This window comes from Paraburkholderia metrosideri, from assembly GCF_904848625.1.
Classification (GTDB): Bacteria; Pseudomonadota; Gammaproteobacteria; order Burkholderiales; family Burkholderiaceae; genus Paraburkholderia; species Paraburkholderia metrosideri.
In genome coordinates this window covers 230,751-257,635 of the sequence record NZ_CAJHCP010000003.1, presented here as the reverse complement: position 1 = coordinate 257,635, position 26,885 = coordinate 230,751, and the positions used below count along the sequence as shown (strand labels likewise).

General features: G+C 60.3%; 19 protein-coding genes and 2 pseudogenes. 10 read left to right on the top strand and 11 right to left on the bottom strand.

Annotation, left to right across the window (positions count from 1 at the left end; translation table 11 throughout):
* Positions 1-142: 142 nt before the first annotated feature.
* A complete protein-coding gene (locus LMG28727_RS06990; RefSeq protein ID WP_201641581.1) occupies positions 143-1,747 on the bottom strand; it encodes an FAD-dependent monooxygenase in 1,605 nt (534 codons plus the stop codon).
* A 762-nt stretch (positions 1,748-2,509) separates the two neighbouring features.
* Here LMG28727_RS06990 and LMG28727_RS06985 point away from each other — a divergent pair.
* A pseudogene (locus LMG28727_RS06985) lies at positions 2,510-3,302 on the top strand (SDR family NAD(P)-dependent oxidoreductase).
* A 337-nt stretch (positions 3,303-3,639) separates the two neighbouring features.
* Entirely contained in the window at positions 3,640-4,011 is a 372-nt protein-coding gene (locus LMG28727_RS06980) for a YciI family protein (RefSeq protein WP_201641580.1), read from the top strand.
* A 17-nt stretch (positions 4,012-4,028) separates the two neighbouring features.
* Here the strand turns inward: LMG28727_RS06980 and LMG28727_RS06975 are convergent, their stop codons facing one another.
* The 4 genes from LMG28727_RS06975 to LMG28727_RS06960 all read right to left on the bottom strand — a co-directional run bounded on the left by LMG28727_RS06975 (position 4,029) and on the right by LMG28727_RS06960 (position 8,046).
* Positions 4,029-4,256, bottom strand: a complete 228-nt coding sequence (locus LMG28727_RS06975) for a hypothetical protein (protein ID WP_201641579.1) — start codon at positions 4,254-4,256, stop codon at positions 4,029-4,031.
* A complete protein-coding gene (locus tag LMG28727_RS06970) occupies positions 4,253-5,275 on the bottom strand; it encodes a LysR family transcriptional regulator (RefSeq protein WP_201641896.1) in 1,023 nt (340 codons plus the stop codon). Before LMG28727_RS06970 ends, LMG28727_RS06975 begins: the two co-directional genes overlap by 4 nt.
* Entirely contained in the window at positions 5,259-6,608 is a 1,350-nt protein-coding gene (locus LMG28727_RS06965) for an amidohydrolase (RefSeq protein WP_201641578.1), read from the bottom strand. The genes LMG28727_RS06970 and LMG28727_RS06965 overlap by 17 nt, the downstream gene beginning before the upstream one ends.
* Positions 6,609-6,672: 64 nt before the next feature.
* Complete coding sequence (locus LMG28727_RS06960; RefSeq protein WP_201641577.1) at positions 6,673-8,046, bottom strand: nucleobase:cation symporter-2 family protein; 1,374 nt, start codon at positions 8,044-8,046, stop codon at positions 6,673-6,675.
* A 150-nt stretch (positions 8,047-8,196) separates the two neighbouring features.
* Here LMG28727_RS06960 and LMG28727_RS06955 point away from each other — a divergent pair, with 150 nt between their 5' ends.
* The gene (locus LMG28727_RS06955; RefSeq protein WP_236591667.1) at positions 8,197-9,084 is read left to right on the top strand and encodes a LysR family transcriptional regulator; all 888 of its coding nucleotides are present in this window, start codon (positions 8,197-8,199) and stop codon (positions 9,082-9,084) included.
* 361 nt (positions 9,085-9,445) lie between these two features.
* The gene (locus LMG28727_RS06950) at positions 9,446-10,255 is read left to right on the top strand and encodes an SDR family oxidoreductase (protein WP_236591643.1); all 810 of its coding nucleotides are present in this window, start codon (positions 9,446-9,448) and stop codon (positions 10,253-10,255) included.
* A 275-nt stretch (positions 10,256-10,530) separates the two neighbouring features.
* On the opposite strand, the pseudogene LMG28727_RS06945 reads toward LMG28727_RS06950, so the two are convergent.
* Positions 10,531-11,490 (bottom strand): annotated as a pseudogene (locus LMG28727_RS06945) (MFS transporter); the annotation flags it as partial.
* Positions 11,491-11,619: 129 nt separating this feature from the next.
* Between LMG28727_RS06945 and LMG28727_RS06940 the strand changes: the two are divergent.
* From LMG28727_RS06940 to LMG28727_RS06930, 3 genes are all read left to right on the top strand, one after another.
* The gene (locus LMG28727_RS06940; protein WP_201641575.1) at positions 11,620-11,931 is read left to right on the top strand and encodes an RHS repeat domain-containing protein; all 312 of its coding nucleotides are present in this window, start codon (positions 11,620-11,622) and stop codon (positions 11,929-11,931) included.
* A gap of 129 nt (positions 11,932-12,060) precedes the next feature.
* A complete protein-coding gene (locus LMG28727_RS06935; RefSeq protein ID WP_236591642.1) occupies positions 12,061-15,513 on the top strand; it encodes an RHS repeat-associated core domain-containing protein in 3,453 nt (1,150 codons plus the stop codon).
* Positions 15,514-15,630: 117 nt separating this feature from the next.
* Positions 15,631-16,089 carry an Imm50 family immunity protein gene (locus LMG28727_RS06930; RefSeq protein ID WP_201641573.1) on the top strand — a complete coding sequence of 153 codons (459 nt, stop codon included), beginning with the start codon at positions 15,631-15,633 and terminating at the stop codon, positions 16,087-16,089.
* 197 nt (positions 16,090-16,286) lie between these two features.
* Here the strand turns inward: LMG28727_RS06930 and LMG28727_RS06925 are convergent, their stop codons facing one another.
* The 3 genes from LMG28727_RS06925 to LMG28727_RS06915 all read right to left on the bottom strand — a co-directional run bounded on the left by LMG28727_RS06925 (position 16,287) and on the right by LMG28727_RS06915 (position 20,032).
* The gene (locus LMG28727_RS06925) at positions 16,287-17,606 is read right to left on the bottom strand and encodes an MFS transporter (RefSeq protein WP_201641572.1); all 1,320 of its coding nucleotides are present in this window, start codon (positions 17,604-17,606) and stop codon (positions 16,287-16,289) included.
* 159 nt (positions 17,607-17,765) lie between these two features.
* Positions 17,766-18,524 (bottom strand): SDR family oxidoreductase, encoded by a 759-nt coding sequence (locus LMG28727_RS06920; protein ID WP_201641571.1) that lies wholly within the window; start codon positions 18,522-18,524, stop codon positions 17,766-17,768.
* 68 nt (positions 18,525-18,592) lie between these two features.
* Positions 18,593-20,032, bottom strand: a complete 1,440-nt coding sequence (locus LMG28727_RS06915) for an aldehyde dehydrogenase family protein (RefSeq protein WP_201641570.1) — start codon at positions 20,030-20,032, stop codon at positions 18,593-18,595.
* A gap of 301 nt (positions 20,033-20,333) precedes the next feature.
* Here LMG28727_RS06915 and ppa point away from each other — a divergent pair, with 301 nt between their 5' ends.
* Together ppa and LMG28727_RS06905 are read left to right on the top strand one after the other, a co-directional pair.
* Complete coding sequence (ppa, locus tag LMG28727_RS06910) at positions 20,334-20,861, top strand: inorganic diphosphatase (protein ID WP_201641569.1); 528 nt, start codon at positions 20,334-20,336, stop codon at positions 20,859-20,861.
* A 331-nt stretch (positions 20,862-21,192) separates the two neighbouring features.
* On the top strand, positions 21,193-23,289 hold the full coding sequence (locus tag LMG28727_RS06905; protein ID WP_201641568.1) for an FUSC family protein: 2,097 nt from the start codon (positions 21,193-21,195) through the stop codon (positions 23,287-23,289).
* Between the two features lie 130 nt (positions 23,290-23,419).
* On the opposite strand, the gene LMG28727_RS06900 is transcribed toward LMG28727_RS06905, so the two are convergent.
* The gene (locus LMG28727_RS06900) at positions 23,420-23,791 is read right to left on the bottom strand and encodes a GIY-YIG nuclease family protein (protein ID WP_201641567.1); all 372 of its coding nucleotides are present in this window, start codon (positions 23,789-23,791) and stop codon (positions 23,420-23,422) included.
* A 9-nt stretch (positions 23,792-23,800) separates the two neighbouring features.
* The gene (locus tag LMG28727_RS06895) at positions 23,801-24,970 is read right to left on the bottom strand and encodes a GNAT family N-acetyltransferase (RefSeq protein WP_201641566.1); all 1,170 of its coding nucleotides are present in this window, start codon (positions 24,968-24,970) and stop codon (positions 23,801-23,803) included.
* A gap of 154 nt (positions 24,971-25,124) precedes the next feature.
* Between LMG28727_RS06895 and LMG28727_RS06890 the strand changes: the two genes are divergently transcribed.
* Positions 25,125-26,813, top strand: coding sequence for an NAD+ synthase (locus LMG28727_RS06890; protein WP_201641565.1), 1,689 nt, complete (start codon positions 25,125-25,127; stop codon positions 26,811-26,813).
* Positions 26,814-26,885: the final 72 nt, after the last annotated feature.

The following is a 26,885-nucleotide window of genomic DNA, read 5'->3' as shown; positions in this document are numbered from 1 at the left end:
ATCGTTGACGTTTCCACCCACCGCTATCGAACCTCCGAAGTTGGCCAGTCACTGCTGTATGTGACCGCCCGATCCGGATCGGTCCTTCTGCGCGCTCCACAGCGCTCGCTGACGTTCAGTGAACGTGCGCAACCTGGCGGTTCTAGCTTGTATGACTTGTTTGCGCGCCCAGCCGCTGTAGCCAACTTCTGATTTCTTCGCCCGAACAGTCGCTACTTCTCCATCCGATATAGCCGTCCGGTCGGACAATCCACACAGCGCCGCCGCTCGCATGATAGGTGGAAGCGAATTCGCCCGAAGCGTCTGCTAGCGTCGTCGTGAACTCATAGTCAGGTACTTCGCAGCCCGGCGCCGTAACGAGCACGGTTGATACAGCGTCGGGTAATGCCGTCGACAGAGCACGACAACCGTCAACGAAGGCGTCGTATTGCTCTGGCTTGTCGACATAACCTACGAGGGCGTGTTTTCCCCGGCCGATGTATTCATGCAGTCGTCTAACGTGGCCGACGAACCGTTGTGTCAGCGCGCGCGCGTCGGGCGCCCGGTCGCCAGGTGCGGGAGCGGCGGGATCGGCATCAGGCCAAAGATCCGTGACGATCGGGCTGCCACGATAGGAAATTAGCAACTGTGTCTCACGCATCGCCGGATTCGCTGCCTGCCGCGCGAGCACTGCGTTGAGCGCCGCACTCGTCGATTTGACGACGTCGGTGCCAACAGGATGTCGTTCTGCCAGATAGCTGTCGAGCAACGTGGGACCCATCAGCCCCTTCACGACGTGTGCCAGTTTCCACGCGAGGTTGTGCGCGTCCTGCAGCCCCGTGTTCATGCCCTGGCCGCCCACGGGGGGATGAATATGCGCGGCGTCGCCAGCGATGAACGCGTGACCGCGCCCATACGCGGACGCAATACGATGGCTGACCCGATAAACCGACGACCATCGCATTGACGATAGCCGCGAGCCTTCTGGCAAAGACGGCAACAGGAGGTTGCACATCGTTTCGAAGTCCGGCGTGACAGCGTTAGTGAGCGAAGAAGCCTGTTCGTCGGGAACGATCATCGAGAGCCGGTAGCGTTTCGCGGAACCGCGCACGGGCACAGCCGCGACGCTTACTTTCGCCCGCGCCATATCAGTCCATTCGAATCGGTACATGGGGCCGCGCGCATAGGACCAGTCGACGTCAACATCGGCAAGTGCGAAAGTCTGCGGATATTGCTCGCCTTCAAAGCTCAGGCTCAAGCCGGATCGAACTTTGCTGTGCGCTCCGTCGCATCCGACCAGCCATTTGCACCGCAGGGTTAGCGCCTCACCCTGAGGTCCGGTGAGAAACGTATCGACTGCTTCCCCGTTGTCGATGAAGCTGTCCAGCGTACAGCCGTAATTCACTTGACCGCCATGTTCCGCGAACGCCGCTTCGAGTAGCCGCTCAGTCTCGTACTGCGCAAGTGAAAGCGAGCCGTAGGGCAGACCCTTGTCCGGTACGCGCATTGAGCGGCCGGGCACCATCGCACCGTCGACCCACGTTTCGACGCCGGTGAGCCACGTGCCTGCGCCGATTGCGCGATCGATGATTCCGAGATCGTCGAAAATCTCGAGCGTGCGTGCTGTAATGCCGAGAGCTTTACAGAAAAATCCTCGGTTCGGCATTCTGTCGATCACCTTTACCGCGACGCCCTCGCGTTGCAATTCGGTGCCAAGCAGCAGGCCGACCGGACCCGCGCCAATGATAAGGACGTCCACGTCTTTCATATTCTGCTCCAGACAGGTCATTGCGCAGCCGGCAAGACGGACACGCATGGAGAGGGCGCTGCGAGTGCGCACAGCAGAATACTAGTGCGTGATGTCGAGGAATCCTATTCGCGGCATGCGAAGACTTTGGAAGGGACGGCGCACATTGAATGGAGGAGGGGATTGCGCTGTGGATTGGCGGCAATTCAGCGGTTCGCATCGACCGATGCGGAGCTGACCGAACCCCGACGTTCACCCCGGTCGACGCCGGATGAATCGAGCTACCTTGCGAACTTCCGCATGCGACCCACTGCGGACGGCCACATTTCTCCAAAGCGGTCGTTCAAACGCCGCCACTGTTTGCCAAGGGACGACCTCATGACAACGCCGAGGTGCACTCACTGGACACCGTGCCAGAGCGCAAGACGCGACGCGGTCTCCTGGATAGCCAGATTTGCTTATTGCGGGACAGCCTACAAAGGCCGCTTCGGGTTGTAAATCCGTCCTTCGCGGGCTGCCGGCCGGCCCCGAGGCGCTGCGGGTCGTCCATCAGCCTGATCACTGGCCCCCATGTCGCTTGCTCGGCGGCGTTGTATTGGAAATGCACGACGACGAGCACGTCTTTGCGGATCGCCACCTTCTCGTAGACAATGGGTCATTTGGGCGTCATTTGGGCGTCAGACGGGAGGGCGCCAGGAAGCCGGACCTGCCTGGCTCACAAGAAAACTTCCATGGCGCGCAGTCGGTTTCGTCGTCGCAGCGATTAATCAATACGGGATGAGAATGGCAACTTCTAGCGAAAAATCTTCGGGACAAGCACGTTACGCGAGCTATCCCAGTCTGGTAGACCGGGTCGTGCTCATTACGGGCGGCGCGAGTGGCATTGGCGCTTCGTTCGTCGAGCACTTCGTTGCAAGGCGCACGTGTGGGCTTTCTCGACATCGACACGAACGCGGGAACAGAGCTTGCCAAATCGCTCGGTAACGCGCGCCATAAACCGCTCTTCGTCGCCTGCGACGTCACCGACATTCCCGCGTTGCACGCGGCCATCGCCGAAGTGCGGGCAGCATTCGGACCGATCGAGGTGCTCGTGAACAACGCGGCGAACGATCGCCGCCACGCGCTCGCCGACGTTACGCCCGAGTCGTTCGATGCAGCAGTTGCAGTTAACGTGCGGCATCAGTTGTTCGCAGCGCAGGCCGTGGTCGACGATATGAAGGCCGCACGCGCGGGCTCGATCATTAATCTCGGCTCGCATTGCTGGATGCTCAAGAGCAGCCAGTTCCCGGTTTACGCCATGAGCAAGGCGGCAGTACAGGGCCTGACGCGCGGGTTCGCCAAGGACCTTGGCGCGTATGGGATCCGCGTGAACACGCTCGTGCCGGGCTGGGTGTTGACTGAGAAGCAGCGCAACCTGTGGCTCACCGACGAAGGCCGCGAAGAGATACGACGCGGCCAGTGCATCGACGAGGAAATGGAGCCCGGCGATCTCGCGCGCATGGCGCTCTTCCTCGCGGCCGACGATAGCCGCATGATCACGTCGGAGGATGTCATGGTGACGGGGGGCTGGTCGTAATAACGCCGATTCTCGCCCGGCGGTTTCGCCCATTGACGAGCGGTAGTGGCATGGCAACTTCCGAGGAAAGATTGACCGATGGTGGACGCGCGTTCGCGACCTCGCGCAACCAGGCGAGGCCTCGAAGAGTGTCGACGATTTCAACCGGATCGTGGACTGAACGCTGATGGCCGATCACTGCCTGATGAGATCCGCAAGTGCAGCACGAGGCCACCGGTCGGCACCGCGCGACTCCAAACTGGACAGGCCGGCGAGACCCGCTACAAACTCTCCAGAAAATTGTCGATTTTCGATCATCAGATTCGTCGTCAGGGTATTCACACCCAAAGGATCTCCCATGAAATACGTCGGCCTGGCCTACTTCACCCCCGAAAAATTCGCCGCGATGGCGCCCGACGACGTCAAGAAACTGGTGAGCCAATGCCCTGCATTGGACGACAAGATGCGGGCTACCGGCAAGGTATTGATTTCCGCGTCGCTTGGCGATCTGGACACCTGGAGGACGCTCCGCCCGCGCAGTGGCAAGACGCACATCACCGATGGGCCCTACACCGAGTCGAAGGAAGTCGTGGGCGGCCTGTTCGTCATCGAGGCGGATACCCATGACGAGGCGTTGCGCATCGCCTCCATGCACCCGGCGGCCACGCTGGGCGAAGAAGGCGGATGGGTCGTCGAGCTTATCCCCCTGGATTTCTACCTGGCCCGATGAGGGCGTGGACGCGTGTCTCAGATATGCGTTGGCGCTCCTTGCTCCAGAAACACCTTCACTGCTTTGTGCGTCATCGCGGCGGTGCTACTTCTGGGCCGGAAGACGATGCTTGTGATCGTCCCGGCGGTGATCGACTCGGGACGACCCCGGTAGAGCCACTCGGACGCAGATTGTGTCAGTCCGCTTATCGCCGAATACCCGGCCGGGAAACGGTGACCGTGATCGAGTGATTTCGGTTTCTTCATCGCCCCTTGTTATCCGGCTGCGTACCTAATAACCTGACAACGCCGGTTTGACGCTTCATCGCCTTTTTCAATATCCCACGCAACCATCGCACTTCATCCGGATAGTGACTGCGTTCATGCCAAACATGATGGTAGTCAACTGAAGGGAAGACGATTGGCGAATGAAGCACCTTCAATGGAAGCAGTCGTGCGAAGTGCTCTGCAAAAAGGCGGGTCGTAGTAAAGATGAGATCCGAGTTCACCAGTGCATAGGGCGCCAGATTGAAATGGAGAAGCTTGATCACAAGCTTCCGCCTTAACTTTTCCTTGGCAAGATGTACATCGATCACGCCTTGCTGCCCTACCAAATGAGGTGACGGTGCGATATGAACCGCCTGCTCATAGTCCTCAACAGTGATTCCCCCCCGCTTTGCCAACGGATGGCAGTCGCCAACCAGGCACACGACTTCGTCACTCAACAAGATGGCCCCACGAAGCTGTTTTGGCGGTGTGGGCCAGTTTCCTACGACAAGATCCAAAGCTCCAGTTTCCATCGCCGATTCAACGTCGAACGACGGCTCCGGAGAAACGATTTCCAGTGACGCCTCCGGCGCTTCGCGCCTGAAAATCCTGACCATATCGGGCATGAACGATCCACTGATGTAATCGGGGCAGCTGATACGAAAGCGCCGAACGCAATCAGGCGGCGAGAAGGTCGCCCGCCGGATTGTAATTTTCTCTATCTCGCCTAACGCCCGGCGGGCAGGCTCCAATAGTTCCAAAGCGTATGCAGTTGGAACCATGCCCGATTTTCCGCGCACGAGCAGCGGGTCACCGATCGCGTCACGCAGTTGTCGCAATGCCGCGCTGACTGCGGGTTGCGATTGATTCAGCTTGATTGCTGCCCGGGTGACGCTGCGCTCATCGAGCAACGTCTTCAACACCCGCAATAGATAGGTGTCGATCACTTGATCTTCTGATGCATTCAGAACCTTGTCGTGGAAGGTGACGCCCAATCGGTCTTCAGACCTGAAGCGCATCTGCCGCGCGGCCCAGCGCATTGACGGCGCCGTGACTGGCAAGCCATTGGCTCCGCCGCTCGAACAGCCCCGGTGTGAGCCGGTTGACGCGGTCGATCAACGCGCGCAGGTTGGCGCTTTGCAACTGCCCGTTATCGACGAGGATACGGCCATCCACCATCGTCAGATCGACGTCGCCGCCTTGCACCGCGTGCACCAGATTATGGTGAAGGTTGAGCAGCGGCCCCGTTACAAGAGGTGTCATCCGGGGCGTGTCGGTGCGCACGGCAATCAGGTCAGCGGACTTACCCGCCTCGAGCGTACCGGTGACTTTGTCCAGCCCGAGTGCGCGGGCGCCCATGGCGGTGGCCATCCGGCAAATCGACCAGCTATCCAGTGCTGACGCGTCAAGTTTCGACAGCTTGGCGAGCAACGATGCGACTTTCATCTCTTCGAAAACGTCAAGATTGTTATTTTCCTTTTCACCATCCGACCCAAGCCCAACGGCCACACCCGCGGCGAGGAGTTTCTCGACAGGCGCCGCACCGCTGGCAAGCTTCATATTGCTGACCGGGTTATGCGTCACACCGACTCCGCGCTCGGCGAGCAACGCAATTTCGCGGTCGTCCAGCCAGACGCAGTGCGCGAGCAGCACGCGGTGAGCGTCGAGCAGGCCGAATTTATCCAGTGCTTCGACGGGGCGCATTCCGTAGCGGCGCTGCGTTTCTTCCACGTCGAAGCGGCTTTCGTTGCTATGTGTGTGCAACCCGACACCGTATTCGCGGCTGATGGCGACGGCACGCTCCCACGCCGCCGGTACCGCGTAGAACATGTGCTCCAGCCCAACCCATGTCTGGATGCGGCCATTGGCCTTGCCGTGCCATTGGCGGATCAACGCCTCGTTGGTATCCAGCGTTTCGAAGTAGTCGTGGTCGGGGTGCTCACCGACGTACGGCACCAGTACGGCCCGGATTCCCAATTCCTGCGCGGCGTGAGCGCTGCCGTCCATGAAGCGCCACATATCGACGATTGTGGTGGTGCCCGACAGCAGTGCTTCCGCATAACACAACCAAGAGGCGGCTTCGGCCTCCTCGGCATTCAGTACCCGGTGCATCGGGTCAATAAACTGCTGCAGCCAGTCCCATACCGGCAATCCCTCGGCCGTGCCGCGCAACAAACCGGAATGGCAATGCGCATTGATCAGTCCCGGCATCAACAGGCGATCGCGCAGGTGCCTGACGGAGGCATCGGGATAATCGCGCTGCATGACGTCGCCGGCGCCGACGGCAACGATCCTGCCGACGGTATCGATCACCACCGCGCCATCGACGATGACGGCATTGTCGGGTGTCATCGGCACGCAAAAGGGTATTTCTCATTGCTTTATCCTTCGTGTGAATGAATACGGCGAGGTGCGCTCAGGCATCCGCCATCTGTGCGGCGCGCTCGATCTGGGCTTCGACGTCGTCTGATTTTCCAAAGCCATTGAAAAACAGGTTGAGCAACATGGCCGACATGACGGACAGCACGATGCCACTATCGGTGAACACGCGGCTCCATGCCGGCAAGTGGTTGAAGTAGGTGGTGGATACCATCGGAATCATGCCGACTCCTACGCTGATGGCGACAATCACGAGGTTGTTATGTTGCCGCTCGAAGTCGATGGTGGACAGAATCCGCACTCCCATCATGGCCACCATGCCGAACATCACCATGGCGGCTGCGCCCAGTACGAATTCCGGCGTGGACGCGACGATGAACGCCAGCTTGGGGAACAACCCCATCGCAACCAGAATCGCAGCGCCAGTGGCGCAGACGAAGCGGCTCTTGACGCCGGTCATCGTGACGAGACCAATGTTTTGCGAAAAAGAGGTGTACGGAAAGGCGTTCATTACGCCGCCAATGACGGCTCCCAACCCATCGGCCATCAGGCCGCGGACCAGCCGTTGCCGCGTGGTCGGACGCCCGACGATATTCCCTAAGGCGAGGAACATGCCAGTCGACTCAACCAGCGTGACCAGCATGACGAGACACATCGATACGATCGCGACCGGATCGAATTTCGGCGGTCCGAACTGGAATGGCCGGATCACGGCGAACCATGGCGCTTGTGCAAGTCCTCGCAGGTTCACTTCGCCCAGTGACAGCGCCGCACAAAACGCGGCGAGCACGCCAAGCAGCACGGCAATGTTAGCGAGAAAACCCTTTGCGAAGCGGTTGATGGCGAGAATCAATACCAGTTCGCCCAGAGAAATCGCCAGATACAGCGGGCTGCCGTAGTGGGGATTGGGAGAGCCATCGGCCATGACCGGCTGGCCGCCCGCCGACCAGTCGATACCAACGCGCATCAGGCTGATTCCAATCACTAGCAGTACAGTGCCGGTGACGACTGGTGGAAAGAATCGCAGCAGCTTGCCCATCACCGGTGCGAACAGGATGCCGAAAATGCCCGAGACGATGATGGCGCCGTACACGCCAGGCAACCCTAAGCCCGGTGCGGTGGCAATGGCAACCATTGGCGTCACGGCCGTGAACGTAACGCCCATCATCACCGGCATGCGCATGCCGAAAATGCCCAGACCGAGCGACTGCACCAGCGATGCCAGCCCTGCCGCCATCAGGTCGGCGTTGATAATGATGGCAAGTTGTTCCTTGGGCAGATGCAGTACGGATCCAAGAATGAGCGGGACTACGATGCACGCCGAGTACATCACCAGCACGTGCTGGAATCCGAGGATGGCAAGTAGACTGAATGGCAAGCGCTGGTCTACGGGGTGCGGCTGAAGGTTCATCGGGTTGTCTCCACCAGAAATGGACAGATGCCGGGCTGATTTGCTCCTGTGCGTGATACGAGCGGTTTTCGCCGTCATGTCAATCGCAGCTTGGCGCTTGAAAAAATATCCGTAAAATCGGGATGTATCTGGTTTCTAGATAGAGGCGGAATGCGCTTTTCTTTTGAACAACTCGAGGCTTTCGTCACGACCGCGCAGGAACGCTCGTTTTCCGCAGCGGCGCGGCGCCTGGGCAAGGCGCAGTCGGCCGTAAGCACGGCGGTGATCAATCTGGAAGTCGATCTAGGTGTGACGCTGTTCGATCGGTCAGGTCGATATCCAGTGCTGACCGTCCAGGGCCAAGCGCTGATGTGCGAGGCGGAGGCGGTGCTACTGCACTGCGTGTCACTACAGGACCGCGCCAACAATCTCAACATGAACGTGGAGCCGCGCCTCGTGATAGCGGTCGATGATGCCATTCCGTATGCCGCGATCGCCGGCGCTCTGCGGCGTTTCGAGGTCGCGTTCCCCGATCTTGAGCTGGAAATCCGGCATGTTTCGCAGGACGATATTCTGCATGCCGCGCAGCGCGGTGAAGTGATGCTTGGGCTCACGTTCGCGCAGACGCACTACCCCAAGGAAATCGCTTTTCGGCGACTGGGCAATATCAATCTGACACACGCCGTGCATCGCGACCATCCTCTCGCAAAATCGGACCTCATCAGTTTTGCGCGACTCAGCGACTACCGGCAGATCGTCGCGACTAATGGCCGAAAACTGCCTACCGGCGAATATCTGAAGGTGCCGCGCTGCTGGTTCGTGGAGAGTTATCTGATGCTGCTGGAAGCAGCCAGGGACGGCATGGGATGGGTCACGCTGCCCAAGCGACTAATCGCTGACGAGCTCGCGTCGGGCGAACTCGTCGAACTGCGGCTCGAGGCCTATCCGTTCACGGAATGGACGGTAGGCACCGACCTCATCTGGAATACCTCGCCCGAATCCGGCAAAGCTGCCGCCTGGCTGCGTGCGGAATTGAGCCGCAACGAGATCAACGTTTGAGCCTCACCGGTCGAACTTCTCCTGGGTAGTCATCGACCCATTCGGGAAGTAGTGCGACCTGCTTACGGTCATCGCCTTCAACGAATCGCTTCATGAGTCACCCGGTCTCAGTGCGTTGATTCAGTTTAGGCGATCAATGCTTTTTCACGCACTCTGGACCCAAGGCCGCCATCGGAGCAAACAGTTTGTCGATGGCGGCTCGCGAGGTTCTGCAGCCGTTCGCTTCTTCGAGTCGTTCGTAACCAGGATCCATCAAAGGTGACCTCCCAATACATAGAGTCTGCGGGTGCAGCGCCTCCGACTCGATTGCCGCGAACCACGTACACTCTGCCGCAGCCGCGGTAGCGCATCGGTTCAGGTCATGCAGCACGTGCTGTCTGACGTTCGACGTCGCCGTGTGGACTTCTTTCTTACTAAATCGTCAAACATGGGAAACAATCATCTTTCGGGTATCACGCTTGAACAAAGCAGAGTCGTCGTAGCCGGCGGCACGTCAGGAATTGGCTTTGCAGTGGCCGAAGCTGCCGCGCATTCCGGAGCCGAAGTCATCATCGCCTCGAGCAGCCCGGAACGCGTCGCAGCGGCACTGGCGCGACTGCCTCAAGGCACTCGCGGCGAGCCGCTTGATTTTACCGACGAGGCACAAGTGAGCGCGTTTTTCACGCGCGTCGGCGCGTTCGACCATCTCGTCTACACCGCCGGCGAAACACTGCTCCTGCAAAACCTTGCCGAGCTCAGCATTGAAGCCGCGCAGCGAGCCTTCGAGGTGCGCTACTGGGGCGCGCTCAAGGCCGTCAAATATGGTGCTCCCTTCATTCGCACGGGCGGCTCCATCACGCTGACAAGCGGGGTGGCATCGTCGCGTCCTCTACCTGCCTGGACGATTCCGTCCAGCATCCTCGGTGCGATCGAGTCACTGACTCGCACACTGGCTGTCGAGCTTGCGCCGCTGCGTGTAAATGCCGTGGCGCCCGGCGTCCTGCGTACGGCCTTGTGGGACAACATGAGCGAAGCCGATCGCGAAGGTCTTTATGACTATATCGCCGAAAAAATGCCCGTACGAAGGGTCGGGGAGGCAAGCGATGTTGCCCAAGCGTATCTTTATCTGATGCAGCAGGGCTTTAGCACGGGACAGGTCGTCATCGTCGACGGTGGCCACGTGCTGGTTTAACGGACGACGATTCGCTTCGACAAGCGGATTGTCATCGACGAAAGCCGTGATTAAACCGTACCCAGAAGTCTGATATTCCGAATATGGGCGACGTTCGAACATCCACGCGCAAGCGTGGGCGAACGTCGGTAGTGGCCGACTGCTGCCTCATGCCGTTGGCAGGAGTCGACCGGCACTTATCGAAACCGGGAGTTTGCTGCGGCGGGGAAACCGCGTCTTCAACCGCCAGCCCAAATCCTCAGTGTTCGATCGCCACTGGGGCTCTCACGGCCTCCTCACTTATTAACCATCCTCCCCGGCACACTAACCGCAAGCAACCCACCAAGCACCATAAACGCAGCCAACATAAACATCCCCGAATCATTAGCCTGCGTCACCTGCTTCAACCACCCCACCGCATATGGACTCAAAAACCCGGCAAGGTTGCCGATAGAATTAATCATCGCAATCCCAGCCGCCGCCCCTGTCCCGGCCAGAATCGCCGTAGGCAAACTCCAGAACAGCGGCAGGGTAGTCAGAATCCCCATCGTTGCGAGCGTCAGCGCCGCCATCGCCAGCACGGTGTTATGCGCCCACACGACCGACAGCACAAGCCCCACAGCCCCAGCAAACGCAGGCAACGCAATATGCCAGCGCCGCTCGCGCTTGCGATCCGCACTACGAGCGACTAAAACCATCGCCACCACCGCCGCCGCAAACGGAATCGCGGACAACAGCCCGATCATGAACGCGTCGGTCACGCCGGTTGCCTTGATGATCGTCGGCAGCCAGAAGCTCACGCCATACAAGCCCATCACGAACGAAAAGTACGTGAGGCTGAACATCAACACACGCCCATTCGTGAGCACCTGACGAACCGGCATGTCATGCTTGGTCGCTTCCTCCGCCGACACATGACGCTCGAGCAATTGCTGCTCTTCCTTCGTCAGCCACTTCGCGTTCGCAATCCGGTCATCGAGCATCGCAAACACCAGGACGCCGACGATGATCGACGGAATCCCTTCGAGCAGAAACAGCCACTGCCAGCCATGCCAGCCGTTCATCCCGTTGAAGTTCTTCAGGATATAACCGGACACCGGTCCGCCGATCACCCCCGACAACGCAATCGCCGTCATGAACCAGGTGGTCATGCGGCCGCGCCGGTGCGACGGATACCAGTAGGTGAGGTACAGGATGATGCCGGGGAAGAAGCCCGCTTCGGCGAGACCGAGCAGGAAGCGCATCACGTAGAACAATCAACTGAATCTATCCACCATCGCAATAGGACATTTCCGGTGCAAATAAAGATTCTTCCTTCATAAATGAACTTTGCGCGGTGATAACGTAAAAACAACTAAAACACTTATCAGGGAGGCACGGTATCCATGCACAACGCTGACCTATCTTTTTGTAGATCCCTGAAACTCAAACGGTTCTTTGAAGCGCGTTGGGCGGTTGTCCTCAGAGAATGTCTCGGAACCGCTCATGCTGCATCGCACGCCGTATGTGCAGCCGTGATCCGCCATATTGCAGCCGTCCTTGCCTGCGCGTTGTTTGCGTTTGTCACACCTTCCTTCGCAGACAACATTACCTACGGCTATGACGCCTTGGGACGGCTTATTTCGGTGACCGTAGCGGGTGAAACCGCCTATTACGACTACGACGCAGCAGGAAACATGACTGCGATCCGCCGGTAGCCCGCCGTCCCTTCCACTTCTCTGCCGTTCAATCTGCAATGTACTTGCAGGTCGGTTGCACGCACCTCTATTGCCTGCCACGCGCTTATGTCACCGCTCGAACCTGCCGCCGCCGTACGTCGCACGCGCTTGACCGCGCGCTTCTTTTCCCTACTGCTGTTTGTGTTGTTGTCTTGGCTCATTGCTCCTCACGCGCATGCCGCCGACGACTGTGATTCGAAGTACATGAAGGCAGGGGCCTTCCCTTCCGACCCGCTATGTCCGCTCAATGCTGCGTCCGCTGACTTCGGTGGTTTGGGAGGGTATGTGTGTGGTGATCCGAACAGGATCGCCGCATTTTGCAGTGGACCGTCAGGCAATGACACGAACGAGCCCGAATCGCCTGAAGACAGCACGCCCGACCCGGGGCGGACCAGGAACTGCCCGAGCGATGCTACAGCCGGTTGCGGCAACAGCACGTCCGGAGCCGATCCGGTCAATTTGTACACCGGCCAGTTCTTTCAGTACAACCATGACCTGACGGTAGCTGACACGGCGGCTGGACTCGACCTCGTGCGCGTTTACCGTAGCGGTGCCTACGATGCGGCGGGCAAGCCTCTGACGGCCGCTTTCGGTCTAGGCATGAGCTTCACCTACGACACGATCCTCGCGATGAGTGCGGACCGTCACAAGCTGGAGGTGCGCGAAGCGACCGGAATACGCGTGCCGTTCACTCCACGCGCAGGCAGCGCCAGAATTTGGGACAACCTGACAAGCCCGGGAGAGTACTTCCGCGCCCGGATCGATGCAGTTGGCAATGCGGGCATGACGATTACCTTGCGTGACGGACGGTTGCAGCAGTTCACGCTGATTGGCGGCGTCAACCGTCTCACCCGTTTGCAGGACCGCAACGGCAATGCGATCGTGATTACGCGAGACCGGACAACCGGAGCGGTAACGACTGTCACCAGCCCGAACGGTCGCGTGCTCAGCTTTACTTCGGTGACCGGTAGCCGGGGCACGCCATTGGTGTCACGCGTCAGCGATCCGCTCAAACGTGAGGTCTCGTACCAATACGACGCTCAGGACCGGCTTGTCCAGTTCACGGATGCGGGGGGAGGCGTGTGGAAATACGGCTGGGATAGCCGAAGTCGCCTTACTACCATTACCGATCCGCTGAACAACGTCCAGGTGACCAATACTTACGGGAATGGTGGAGACCTGAACGACCGCGTCATCGCACAAAAGCTTGCTGATAACAGTACGTTTGGCTTCGCGTACACGCTGACTGGCGGCAGGGTAACCCAGACCGAAGTAACCGATCGGCGTGGCAGCATCCGCCGGCTTGAATTCGACGCTAGCGGCCGCGTGTTGCGCAACATCTTTCCGGCCGGGCTGGACATTGCTCTCGTTCAAACGTTTTCCTACAACGCCACCGGCCGCGTGACGAACATCACGTCGACCGATCGTGAGTACACGTATGCGTACGACACGAACGGCAACCGCATCAGCGAAGCCGATCAATACGGTACCTTGGTGATGCGTAGCTTCGACAGCTACAGCCAGTTACTGACGGAAGCACAAACGGGCGACCCGCAGCGCGGCGTCAGCACGGTGTACACGTATGACTCGAAGGGCAACCTGTTGACGGTTACTGACCGGCTGGGTAATCGAACGATGTTGACCAACGACAGTCAGGGACGTCCGCTTACAGTGACCGATGCACTTAGCGGCGTGACGAGATACTCATGGACCGGCGCAGATCTGACCAGTGTGACCGATCCGTTGAACAGAACAACGACCTACACGACAGATGCCGTGGGCCGAGTCACGGCAATGGAAGATCCGCTGGGCCGTACCACGCGCCGCGCATTCGACGCGCTGGACCGGATCATTGAAATGACTGATGCGGGGGGCGGGGTAAGCCGCCTTGGGCGGGACGATAACGGTCGGCTTCTCAGTCAGTCGGACCCGAAAGGCGTGACGACTCGCTATGCGTACAACGCACTCGGTCGTCCACTTTCAAGGACCGATCCGCTTGGTCATAGCGAGACGTACACGTGGAACAGCGCGGGACAGATTGCGACGTTGACCGACCGGAAAGGCCAGGTGACGACGTACACCTACGATGCGGCGGGCCGGCCCGTGCAGATCGCCTTTCAGCCTGCTGCCGGCATGCCCGGTTCGCGGCGCTGGCAATACGGCTGGGACACGACGCTGAACAGATTGACCGGCACCAACGACTTTGGCCCAGGCACGCACGGAGAGGCGGTGGCTGACAACCCGATCTCCAGCACGCTGTTCTACTACGATAGCGTGACCGGCAGGTTCATGGGCACGCTGGAATTGCCGAGTATCACCGGGAGATGGACCTATCGCTTTGCGCCCGATACCCGTGACATAGCCGGAATCGACATGGATCGCGCGGCGGTGGACTACAGTCGCGACGCAGAGCGGCGGGTGACGCAGATCCAGTACCGGGTCAACGGCGAAGCACCGCGTACTTTCCGCTATTCATACGACGCTTTGGGCCGACTCATTCACACGACGCTGGCCAACGGGATAACGGCAGCCTATACCTGGGACGCGGCAAGCCAGTTGATCGGGATCGGGTACCGGCGAGCCGACGGCAGTGTGTTGGGTGACCTGACGTACGGCTATGACCTGGCGGGTCGTCGCACCAAAGCGGGCGGCAGCTTCGCGAAGGTGAACCTGCCGAAAGCGGTTAGCGACGCGCAGTACAACGCAGCGAATCAGTTGGTCCACTGGGCGGGCAAGACGATCACGTATGACCTGAATGGCAATCTCACCGACGACGGGGCGAGTCACTACGGATGGGATGGACAGAACCTCCTGAGCCAGATTATCGGCGCTGCGACGGCAAGCTTCAGCTATGACATGTTCGGCCGTCGCAGGGTCAGCACGGTGAACGGTCACAAAATGGAGACCGCGTGGATCGAACATGAGCTGAACCTGATGATCCCGGACGATGACTGGTCGCAGCGTATGCGAGTGTTTTCTCCTTATCCGGAAAGCGGTCCTGATGAGTTAACGTACCGGCGCATTGGGGATGACGCAGGCCGTGACCGTTATGTGCTGCGTGATGCGAATAACAATGTGATCGCGTTGACGGATGGTGATCAGCGAATTCAGACGACATACAGTTACGAACCATATGGCGTGACCAGCCTGGCAGGCATAGTCGATCCTAATCCGCAGCAATTCACGGGGCGGGAGGTTGATGAGACGGGGTTGTACTACTTTCGGAACCGGTATTACGGTCCGCAGACCGCGAGGTTCATTAGCGAAGACCCAATAGGGTGGGACAGCGGGCAGACCAATGCGTATGCTTATGTGGGTGGCAACCCGGTGCAGTTCACGGATCCGTTTGGTGAGTCCAAACTCATGCCGATTACAGGCGGCCCACCGGGCGGGTTTGTTACTCACCCCTTTAAAAATGATGTGAACTATTACGATTCAAATGGCAATCTGTCCGCTCAGTATCACGGTAGCCATTCCCACGGTGGAATGAGACCACATGGTCACAATGCGGGTCCGAATTTTGATCGGGACGAAGGGGTAGCACTTTGTCCAATTTTTTAAAACGAATTTCAATTCAGCTTGATGCACACTCTCCGCGATAAGTCGCGGGAGGTTTCTTAGTTGATTGCACTATTTGATGAGTGAAAGCAAAAAGACTGGCTTACGGATGAGGAAAACATGACAAGCGTGGTCGATGACTATGGGTGGAATGAGGTAGACAACTCAACCTTGCTGAAAAAGATATTTGGCTATTGGCCTGCCTTTCATGATGCGCACATTTTGTCTATCCGGATGGATCATGGAAAACGTGGCCCAGGATTAGTAGATGTCGTATTGGAGCTGCATCACTGGGGACAGGATGATCCAAACTGGACTGCCCGTGGACCCGATTGTGTCGTTACGCTGACGCTTTTGGGGGTAAAGATTGCGGACATATCCATGAATTTATTCGTCCAAGATAACTGGGTAAGCGATGTCTCTTTCGCGAGGACTGATGATAATTTGATCCTTTTTGAACTTGATCCTAATAGTGGGGTAGGCGTTTTCCTTGCATGCACGTCTGCCGAAATAACCCGCATAGAACCCTATAGGGCGCCAGTCGATTTGACCATGACGCGAGTGCCCGGCTTGGACTAGCCCTGAGAGTCTCAGTACATCGGGCATTCGCAAGGAAAGAAGCGGTCGAGGTTTAATCCTTCTAATAGGATCGGAGCCTATCGAAGTTTTGAGGCAAACGGCTCTCCGGGTCCGCCTTGTGAGAGTGTCGCGGCGAGTCGGTGTTGAATCAACCCCGGAGAGAGGCTGGTCGTCGAATTACCGCGAGCGCCCACTCGTCATTTATCAACCATCCTCCCCGGCACACTAACCGCAAGCAGTCCACCAAGCACCATAAACGCAGCCAACATAAACATCCCCGAATCATTAGCCTGCGTCACCTGCTTCAACCACCCCACCGCATATGGACTCAAAAACCCGGCAAGGTTGCCGATAGAATTAATCATCGCAATCCCAGCCGCCGCCCCTGTCCCCGCCAGAATCGCCGTAGGCAAACTCCAGAACAGCGGCAGGGTAGTCAGAATCCCCATCGTTGCGAGCGTCAGCGCCGCCATCGCCAGCACGGTGTTGTGCGCCCACACGACCGACAGCACAAGCCCCACAGCCCCCGCAAACGCAGGCAACGCAATATGCCAGCGCCGCTCGCGCTTGCGATCCGCACTACGAGCCACTAAAACCATCGCCACCACCGCCGCCGCAAACGGAATCGCGGACAACAGCCCGATCATGAACGCATCGGTCACGCCGGTTGCCTTGATGATCGTCGGCAGCCAGAAGCTCACGCCATACAAGCCCATCACGAACGAGAAGTATGTGAGGCTGAACATCAACACACGCCCATTCGTGAGCACCTGACGAACCGGCATGTCATGCTTGGTCGCTTCCTCCGCCGACACATGACGCTCGAGCAGTTGCTGCTCTTCCTTCGTCAGCCACTTCGCGTTCGCAATCCGGTCATCGAGCATCGCAAACACCAGGACGCCGACGATGATCGATGGAATTCCTTCGAGCAGAAACAGCCACTGCCAGCCATGCCAGCCGTTCATCCCGTTGAAGTTCTTCAGGATATAACCGGACACCGGTCCGCCGATCACCCCCGACAACGCAATCGCCGTCATGAACCAGGTGGTCATGCGGCCGCGCCGGTGCGACGGATACCAGTAGGTGAGGTACAGGATGATGCCGGGGAAGAAGCCCGCCTCGGCGAGACCGAGCAGGAAGCGCATCACGTAGAACATGGTCGGCGTGGTGACGAACATGGTCAGCATCGAGATGAGGCCCCACGACACCATGATTCGCGCGATCCACACGCGTGCGCCGACTTTATGCAGGATCACGTTGCTCGGAATTTCGAAGATGAAATAGCCGACGAAGAAAATGCCTGCGCCAAAGCCGTAGACCGCATCGCTCAGACCTAAGTCGCTGGTCATTTGCAGCTTCGCGAAACCGACGTTCACGCGATCCAGATACGCGACGATGTAGCAGAGCATCAGCAGCGGCGCGAGCCGCCAGGTGACCTTGCGATAGGTCGCCTCTTCGAAAGAAGAAGACGGCGCGCCCGCGCCGGGATGGTGAAGCGGATTTGCAGGACTAGCCATGGTGTCTCCCCATGCAAGATGGATGATTTTTTATTGAATCGACCGACCGCAGTCGATGGATTCTAGCTGCGCTAGTTGGTTTGGATCACGAATCGACGCTGGGGGAAAACACTGAGAGCGGCGAGGGCGGTACGAAGCCCACGCCACCCTCGCACCGCTTTATACGCAGCGCCCGCCGTCCACTTCAAGGCACACGCCCGTAATGAACTCCGCCTCGTCAGAAGCCAGATAAAGCGCCGCATTCGCAATATCCTGCGGCGTCGAGAAGCGCCCGAGCGGAATGCCCGCCAGAAACTTTTGACGATTCTGCGGCGTATCTTCAACGCCCATGAATTCGGAAAGCAGCGCGGTTTCCCCGATCACCGGATTGATGCAGTTCACCCGAATGCGCTCCGGTCCGAGTTCGACGGCCAGCGACTTGCTCGCGATGATCACGGCGCCCTTGCTGCCGTTGTACCAGACGAGCCCCGGCCTCGGCCGCACGCCCGCCGTCGACGCGATATTAATGAAGCTGCCGCCGCCTTGCTCGCGGAAATACGGCACGAACTCCTGCACGCTCCAGTAGATGCTCTTGACGTTCACCGCGTAGACGCGGTCGAACTCGGCTTCGGTCACTTCGAGGACCGGCTTGTTGCGATGCGTGGTGCCCGCGTTATTAACCACGATCTGCACGCTGCCGAAGTCGTCGAGCGCGGCCTCGCGCAGCTTGCGCCAGTCCTCGTGCTGCGCGACGTTGCCCGCCACCGCAATCGCCTTGCCGCCGCCCAGCGCGATTTCGCTTGCCACACGCTCGGCGGCCGCGCCGTTCAGATCGTTGACCACGACGTTCGCGCCTTCGCGCGCATAGGTCTTCGCGATGCCTTCACCGAAACCCGAGCCGCCACCCGTGACGATGGCCGTTTTACCTGTCAACCGCATGATGTCTCCGTTGCTTGTTGTGGAGGGTACTGCGTTGCTTTTCAACGTTACGTCGAACCGCACGCACGTCAGCCGTGCCGGATCGCGATGGTCTTCAGCACGGTGAAACCGTACAGCGCTTCGAAGCCTTTCTCCCGCCCGTGGCCCGAATGCTTGACGCCGCCGAACGGCAATTCGACGCCGCCGCCCGCGCCATAGTTGTTGATGAACACCTGTCCCGCTCGCAAACGCCGCGCGAGACGCATTTGCCGCGCGCCGTCGCGTGTCCAGATGCCGGCGACCAGGCCGTACTGCGTGCCGTTGGCGAGCGCGAGTGCTTCGTCCTCATCTCTGAAGGACATCGCGGCGAGCACCGGGCCGAACACTTCGTCGCGTGCGAGACGATGGCTTGCGGGCACATCGCGCAACAGCGTGGGCGCCTGATAGAAACCGCTTTCCGGCGCTTCGGCGATCACTTCGCCGTGGGCCGCCATCGCAATGCCGTCGTGCTGCGCGTCCGACAGGAAATCCCATACGCGCTGCTGTTGCTTCGCGTTGATCAACGGCCCGCAGTCGAGATCGGCCTGCGAAGGGCCGACGCGCAACGCATGAAACGCGTTGCCCAGCCGGTCTAGCAACGGCTCGTAAATGGCCCGGTCGATCAGCACGCGACTGCCCGCCGAACAGGTTTGCCCGGCGTTCTGCACGATGGCCGAGATCAGCACGGGCAGGGCGGCGTCGAGGTCGGCGTCGGCGAAAACGATTTGCGGGGATTTGCCGCCCAGTTCGAGCGTGACCGGCACATGGTTTTCGGCGGCCATTTGCGTGACCAGCTTGCCGGTTTCCGGCGATCCGGTGAACGACACGTGGTCGATGCCGGGATGCTTCGCGAGCGCCGCGCCCGCCTCATGTCCATAGCCGGTGACGATGTTCAGAGCGCCCGCGGGCAAGCCCGCTTCGGTGGCCAGTTCGGCAACGCGCAACACCGACAGACACGCATCCTCAGCCGGTTTGACGACGCACGCATTGCCGGTGGCAAGCGCCGCGCCGACGCTGCGGCCGAAAATCTGCATCGGATAATTCCACGGCACGATATGGCCGGTCACGCCGTGCGGCTCGCGGATAGTCAGCACCGTGTAGCCGGTCTGGTAGGGCAGTGTTTCGCCGTGCAGCTTGTCGGCGGCGCCCGCATAGAACTCGAAATAGCGGACGAGGGCGGCGGCGTCGGCACGCGCCTGCTTGAGCGGTTTGCCCGTGTCGCGGGCTTCGAGTTGGGCCAGTTCTTCCTGGTGGACGGCGACCAGCATCGAGAGCCGGTACAGTATTCGCCCGCGTTCGGCGGCGCTCGCCGCGCCCCACGGACCTTCGAATGCGCGGCGCGCGGCGTGGACCGCGGTGTCGATGTCGGCGGCGGTGCCGCGCGCCAACTGCGTGAAGATCTGTCCGTCGGACGGATCGAGCACGCCGATCGTCTCGCCGCCGGATGCGGCACACCACTCGCCGCCGATGAAGTGTCGTGCTTCTTCCATGCTTGCTCCTTGATTGTTGCGGTGGCGCGCAGCAGGGCTTCAGCCGCGCGATGGTCACAAACCAGAGGCACCATTGAGAAAAGCCGTTCAGAAAAGCTGTCGGGAACGCTTAACGATTATCGCGCCGATCCTGCAACGGATGCCATCGGCCGATTGGCTATAATGGCGTATTCCGCAATGTCCGGCCGCCGCGCTGCGGTTCGACGCAAGATCAAGTCTGGGCCGCGCCCGCTTCAGTTTTGCCCGAACTCCCGCGCAGCAAGCCGTGTTCCGATTTTCATCTTCTGATCAGAGAGCGCTCATGAGCTTCAATCACGTACCCGCAGGCAAAGACCTTCCGCAAGATTTCAACGTCATCATCGAAATCCCGGCGCAAAGCGATCCGGTGAAGTACGAAGCTGACAAGGAAACGGGCCTGCTTCACGTCGACCGTTTCATCGGCACCGGCATGCGCTATCCGGCGAACTACGGTTACATTCCGCAAACGCTGTCGGGCGACGGCGACCCGGTCGACGTGCTGGTGCTCACGCCGTTCCCGCTGCTGGCCGGCTCGGTGGTTCGCGCACGCGCGCTCGGCATGCTGCAAATGACCGACGAATCGGGCGTGGACGCGAAGCTCGTCGCCGTCGCACACGACAAGGTCTGCCCGATGACCGCCGACCTCAAGTCGATCGACGACGTCCCGGCGTACCTGAAAGACCAGATCAAGCACTTCTTCGAGCAATACAAGGCGCTGGAAAAGGGCAAGTGGGTGAAGGTCGAAGGCTGGGCAGGCATCGAAGCCGCGCACAAGGAAATTACTGAAGGCGTCGCGAACTTCAAGAAGTAAGCGCGCTGGATGCTGGCCGAATGGCCGACTAGCAAGCTGATGTAAAAAGCCGCACGATTCCGCAAGGGACGTGCGGTTTTTTCATGGCATCTTCAACGCTGTCATCTAACCTCGCTCGAGCCCAAAAGAGCGGCTCCGGCATGAAGAGTGCGAACACATAGACGGCGTGCATAGCGGGGATGAACCGAAGGCATTTTTATATTTAGGGGTTAACCCTTAACATGTGCCATCGGCCGCGTGGAGTCGCGCGGTTGAATCGAAACATAAGACATCGCGCCACAAGCAGCGCCCATGCAGCGCCAGATGCGCCTATCAGGAGAACACCGTCCGGATGATGAACCGTAAGCTTCACCCGTCGTCGCCACGCTGGTCGAACCGGCTCTACAGCATCGCCACGACGATTTATCGCAAGCGTCCGGTGTGGATGGTGTCGTTTTCTGCGAGCGAGGCGAGTCTGTCTGAAGGACTGAGAGCCGCCTGTGCGTCGACGGCGATGCTCGTGGTGGGCAACGTGCTGCACGATCCGATCTTCGCGTGGGCCGCTATCGGCGCGTTCTGGACCTGTCTAGCGGATGCCGCTGGGTCCAACCGCGCCCGTTTCGCGTCGATGATGGGCTTTGCGCTGTTGTCCACGTTGTGCGGCGGCATCACCGCTTTCGCGTCGGGCACGAGCGCCGTATTCGCGGCGCTCGCGGTGCTGGCCTTCACGACGCTTGGCGCGTTCGGCCGGATCTGGGGCGCAGCCACTTCGCAAGTAACGATTCTCGCGGCGACCGCCTGCGTGGTCATGGTCGACCGGCCCATGCACAGCGTGCACGCGGGCCTCGCATTTCTCGGCGTGTATCTGGTCGGCTGCCTGTTCGCAGTCGCGTTGAGCCTGACCGTGTGGCGTATTCATCCGTTCGGCGCGAGCCGGTCGTCGTTGCGCACCGTGTATTTGCGGCTCGCCGACATCGCACTCGATAGCGCGCGCCTGCTCGAACACCAACGCGCCATTCCACGCGATTGGGCCACGCATGCTGCCAAGTTCCGCGCCGACGCGCGCGCTGCGTTGGAGCGTTCGCGCAAACTGCTGGCGAGCGTGCCCCCAACCAGAACGGGCAATCGCGAAACCTACGACACGTTGCTCGGCCTCCTCACCGACAGCGAAGCGCTGTTCGCGTATCTGATCGCCGTCTCGGGCGCGTGTGAACGAGCGCCCGCCGACGCATGGCGCGCGAAACGCGCGGCACGCTTGCTTGGCGCGATCGGCGAAGTGCTGCGCGGTATCGGCGCGGCGGCGGGCGAGGGCCGCTTCGAGCGGCTCGCCGATTTCCAGCGACGTCTGCGCCGTCTCGCGCAACGACTCGAGAACGCGTTGATGGAACCGGTGAAGCTGAAGTCCGACTTCGAACTGGTCGATTTTGCGCCTGCGTACGAGGAGCCCGCGACGTGGACGGACAGCGCCGGCCGTCTGGCGACGTGGATCGTCTCCACGCTCAAGGCCAATCTGTCCTGGCAATCCGTCGGCTTGCGTCATGCGGCGCGCGTCGGCGTGACGACCACCACCGGCTTTCTCGTGATCCACGCGCTCGGGTTGCCGTTCGGCTACTGGGCGACCATGGCGACGTTGCTGATCCTGCAGCCGTCGATTGCCGCGACCTGGCCGCGCAGCATCGAGCGCGCGGCAGGCAGTATTGTCGGCGGCGTGCTGGCGGCGGCGATCGGTTACGCGATTCACTCGCCGCTCGGCATTTCGCTCGCGGTGTTTCCGCTGGTGGTGGCGACGATGGCGTTGCGCCCCGTCAGCTACAGCCTGTTCGTGCTGTTTCTCACGCCAGCCTTCGTGCTGGTCGCCGACTTCGCGACGCCTGGCGCGAGCGAATTCGCATTTGCGCTCACGCGGCTCGGCAACAACGTGCTCGGCTGTGTGCTCGCGCTCCTTGCCACGTTCTATCTATGGCCGACGCGCGAGAAGGTCGACTACCGCGCGTATCTGAGTGTGGCGGTGCGCGCCAATCTCGCGTATCTGCGCGCGGCGCTGGAGTCGCCACGTCGAAGCGAGCAGGAGATGGAGCAGTTGCGTCGCGCTGCGGGTCTTGCCAGCAATAACGCGGAGGAAGTGATCGGCCGGATTCGGTTGGAGAAGCTCGAAGATTCGATGGTCGACACGGTGACGCTGACGGTGTTGAGCCTGTCGCGCCGGATGGCGGGGACGGCCACGCAATTGCGTCTGACGACGACAAGGCGCGATCGTCACGATGAACTTACCGAATGGATCGCTGCGATGAGCGCCGAGATCGACGCGGCGTTGAACCGCACGCTGCGGCCGGTTCGGCATGAGCTTCCTGAACGCGACAAGCTGACGTCGCTGGAGGCGGACGCGGTGGGGGAAATGGCGCGGATGCATCGGCTGCTGACCGAGCGGATGCGGGAGGCGAGGGGGTAGCTGGCTTCTACGGTTGGTGGGTCTTGGGCAAGACGGTTTGACGGCGGTACGTTCGGCTCATCGCAGCGCAGCAGTATCGCGACGGTGAGGTGAACGCACGAGCCGACGACGGAAGAAGCTCACCGCTCCGTTATGAGACGCCGGGCTGCTCATCCGCTTCTTCAGCAACCTGCGCATCAATCGGCGCCGCCGTCGCTTCTAGCTCAGCGTTTAGCTCCGGCTCCGGCACCACCTCCGGCAACACCGACTCCAACGTCCTCAACCCCGCCGCCAGCGCGCGCTTATCGACCGCCGTCAAGCGCTTCACCCAATACTCCGCTGTCGACGCCTTCGACCGGTCCGCGAGTTCAAACGACGTCAGCACTCGCACCGGCTTGCGCGAGCGCGTATAACGCGCGCCTTCGCCGCTCACGTGTTTGTCGAAACGCGCCTGCACGTCGGTGGCGATGCCCGTGTAGATGCTGCCATCCGAGCATTCGAGCAGATAAAGAAACCACGCCATAAATGCGCTTCAGCCTTTGAACGGATTGTGTTCGCGCAGCTCGTCCACGTACGCGTGGATGCTGTTCTTTTCGTTGTCGAGAAAGTGGCCCACCGCATCGGCGAAAGCGGGATGGGCGAGCCAATGCGCGGAGCGCGTCACAGTGGGCAGAAACCCGCGCGCCATCTTGTGCTCGCCCTGAGCCCCACCTTCGAACACCCCGAGCTTTTCTTCAATGCAGAATTCGAGCGGCTGATAGTACGCAGTTTCGAAGTGCAGACACGGCACATGTTCCAGCGCGCCCCAGTAACGGCCATACAAGGTGCCGCCGTTTTTCCCATCGCGCTGATACACCACCAGCGAGCTCGCAATCCGCTTGCCCTCGTATTCGGCGATCACGAGCAACAGGTTTTCCGGCATCGACGCACCGATCATCCGGAAGAAATCGAGGTTCAGATACGGACTCGAAAAGTGCTCGCGGTAAGTCTGCCGATAACACTTGCTGAAGAAGCGCCAGTCCGCGTCCTGAATGTCCTCGCCGCGAATCCGGCGCATCGTTACACCCGCTTCCTGCACCTTGCGACGCTCCGCGCGAATGTTCTTGCGCTTCTTCTGTTCGAGCGTCGACAGGAAATCGTCGAAGTCGCGATAGCCGTCGTTGAGCCAGTGAAACTGCACGCCCTCCCGCTGCATCATGCCGAGATCGGTCAGCGCAGTCGCTTCGGTCTCGGTCGGAAACAGCACGTGCAGCGACGACACGTCGGCCTGTTCGGCAAACGCCATCAGCGTGGCCGCGAGATGCCGCAACGCATGCGCGTCGGTCGACAACAAACGGTTGCCCTGCACCGGCGTGAACGGCACTGCGCACAACAGCTTCGGGTAATAGGGCAGACCGTTGCGTTTATACGCATCCGCCCAGGCCCAATCGAAAACGTATTCTCCGTACGAGTGCCCCTTCAGATACACGGGCGCGGCCGCCGCGAGTTTGTCCGTGCGCGGATCGGTGAGCGTGACGAATTGCGGCGCCCAGCCAGTATCGGCGACCGCACAACGAGTCGCGTGCAACGCGCTCAGGAACTCGTGCCGCAAAAACGGCGTGGGTTGCGACTGCTGCGCGAGGAGGGCATTCCATTCGGCGGCGTCCACCTCGGAGGGCGACGCGAGAATGCCCGTGCGATAATCAAAGCGTTCCTGGTTCAATCTGTGTGACTGTTCCGAATGAGCGACGCAGTGCGTTAAAGGCCTGTGAGGGCCTATCAAACGCAGCGTCGTTTGTTTATCCGATTTGTCCGTTCCTTCGAACTAACCAGCTGCGGTACTCGCAAGCCTGTGTCGCTTGCCCGTCGATCCTGCCATGAAGACCCGAATCGCTCTTGCTCAAATCAATGTCACCGTCGGCGACTTCGCCGGCAACGTCGCGAAGATTGTCGCTGCCGCGCGCTCTGCGCACAACGATGGTGCGAAGCTGCTAATCGCACCTGAACTCGCGCTGTCCGGCTATCCACCTGAAGATCTGCTGCTGCGTCCCGCGTTCTATACCGCAAGCGCCGCCGCGTTGGCCGACCTTGCCGCGCAACTCAAACCGTTTACCGGCTTGCATGTGATCGTCGGCCATCCGCTAAGAGACGTAGCGCACGGCCATGGTAATGCAAACGCGCCAATCGAGCGCGGCGTGCCGCCGGTCGACACGTTCAACGCGGCGTCGCTGATCGTCGACGGGGAAGTGAAGGGCACCTATCGCAAGCAGGATTTGCCGAATACCGAAGTGTTCGACGAGAAGCGTTACTTCGCGTCCGACCCGCAACCGTTCGTGTTCGAACTGGACGGCGTGAAGTACGGCGTGGTGATCTGCGAAGACGCATGGCATGCATCGGCCGCGCAAATGGCGAAGGCGGCGGGCGCACAAGTCGTGCTGATTCCGAACGGCTCGCCGTATCACCTGAACAAGGAAGCGGTGCGCTTCGACATTCTGCGCGCGCGAATCCGCGAGACCGGCCTGCCGATGGTCTATGTGAACATGGTCGGCGCACAGGACGAACTGGTGTTCGACGGCGGTTCGTTCGTGCTCGACGCGCAAGGCGAACTGGTTGCGAAGATGGCGCAGTTCGAAGAGGCGACCGCGATTGTCGAGTTCGACAACGGCAAGCCGTTGCCTGCCGCGATCGCGCCGGAGCAGTCGCTCGAAGCGCAGGTGTACGCGGCGCTCGTGATGGGCGTGCGCGACTACATCAACAAGAACGGCTTCCCGGGTGCGTTGATCGGCTTGTCGGGCGGCGTGGATTCGGCACTCGTGCTGGCAGTCGCATGCGACGCGCTCGGCGCGGATCGCGTGCGCGCGGTGATGATGCCGTCGCGCTATACCGCCGACATCTCGACCACCGACGCCGCCGAGATGGCACGCCGCGTCGGCGTGCGCTACGACGAAATCGCGATTGCGCCGATGTTCGACGCGTTCCGCAGCTCGCTCGCCGATGAGTTCGCGGGCCGCGCCGAAGACGCCACCGAAGAGAACATCCAGGCCCGCATTCGCGGCACGTTGCTGATGGCACTGTCGAACAAGTTCGGTTCGATCGTGCTGACCACCGGCAACAAGAGCGAGATGGCAGTCGGCTATTGCACGCTGTACGGCGACATGGCCGGCGGCTTCGCGGTGATCAAGGACATCGCGAAAACGCTGGTCTACAAGCTGTGCCACTACCGCAATCAGGCCACCACGTTCAGCCAGCAGGACGTGATTCCCGAGCGGATTCTGACGCGCGCGCCGTCGGCAGAACTGCGCGAAAACCAGACCGACCAGGACAGCCTGCCCGAATACGATGTGCTCGACGCGATCATGCGCATGTACATGGAAGAGGATCGCTCGCTCGCGGAGATCATCGCGGCAGGTTATGCGGTCGACGACGTGAAGCGTGTCACGCGGCTCATCAAGATCAACGAATACAAGCGTCGTCAGGCGCCGATCGGCATTCGCGTCACGCATCGCGCGTTTGGCCGCGACTGGCGTTATCCGATTACGTCGCGCTATACCGAACCGGTGGAGTGAGTCACGGCGTTACGCTTGCCGAACTCAACGCAAGACTCACAGCAAAGCCCGAACCGCACGCCGGAATGCCGC

Coding starts and splice junctions, on each gene's coding strand:
- LMG28727_RS06990 (WP_201641581.1), bottom strand. CDS start 1,747: ATGAAAGACGTGGACGTCCTTATCATTGGCGCGGGTCCGGTCGGCCTG.
- LMG28727_RS06980 (WP_201641580.1), top strand. CDS start 3,640: ATGAAATACGTCGGCCTGGCCTACTTCACCCCCGAAAAATTCGCCGCG.
- LMG28727_RS06975 (WP_201641579.1), bottom strand. CDS start 4,256: ATGAAGAAACCGAAATCACTCGATCACGGTCACCGTTTCCCGGCCGGG.
- LMG28727_RS06970 (WP_201641896.1), bottom strand. CDS start 5,275: ATGCGCTTCAGGTCTGAAGACCGATTGGGCGTCACCTTCCACGACAAG.
- LMG28727_RS06965 (WP_201641578.1), bottom strand. CDS start 6,608: ATGACACCCGACAATGCCGTCATCGTCGATGGCGCGGTGGTGATCGAT.
- LMG28727_RS06960 (WP_201641577.1), bottom strand. CDS start 8,046: ATGAACCTTCAGCCGCACCCCGTAGACCAGCGCTTGCCATTCAGTCTA.
- LMG28727_RS06955 (WP_236591667.1), top strand. CDS start 8,197: ATGCGCTTTTCTTTTGAACAACTCGAGGCTTTCGTCACGACCGCGCAG.
- LMG28727_RS06950 (WP_236591643.1), top strand. CDS start 9,446: ATGCAGCACGTGCTGTCTGACGTTCGACGTCGCCGTGTGGACTTCTTT.
- LMG28727_RS06940 (WP_201641575.1), top strand. CDS start 11,620: ATGCACAACGCTGACCTATCTTTTTGTAGATCCCTGAAACTCAAACGG.
- LMG28727_RS06930 (WP_201641573.1), top strand. CDS start 15,631: ATGACAAGCGTGGTCGATGACTATGGGTGGAATGAGGTAGACAACTCA.
- LMG28727_RS06925 (WP_201641572.1), bottom strand. CDS start 17,606: ATGGCTAGTCCTGCAAATCCGCTTCACCATCCCGGCGCGGGCGCGCCG.
- LMG28727_RS06920 (WP_201641571.1), bottom strand. CDS start 18,524: ATGCGGTTGACAGGTAAAACGGCCATCGTCACGGGTGGCGGCTCGGGT.
- LMG28727_RS06915 (WP_201641570.1), bottom strand. CDS start 20,032: ATGGAAGAAGCACGACACTTCATCGGCGGCGAGTGGTGTGCCGCATCC.
- ppa (WP_201641569.1), top strand. CDS start 20,334: ATGAGCTTCAATCACGTACCCGCAGGCAAAGACCTTCCGCAAGATTTC.
- LMG28727_RS06905 (WP_201641568.1), top strand. CDS start 21,193: ATGATGAACCGTAAGCTTCACCCGTCGTCGCCACGCTGGTCGAACCGG.
- LMG28727_RS06900 (WP_201641567.1), bottom strand. CDS start 23,791: ATGGCGTGGTTTCTTTATCTGCTCGAATGCTCGGATGGCAGCATCTAC.
- LMG28727_RS06890 (WP_201641565.1), top strand. CDS start 25,125: ATGAAGACCCGAATCGCTCTTGCTCAAATCAATGTCACCGTCGGCGAC.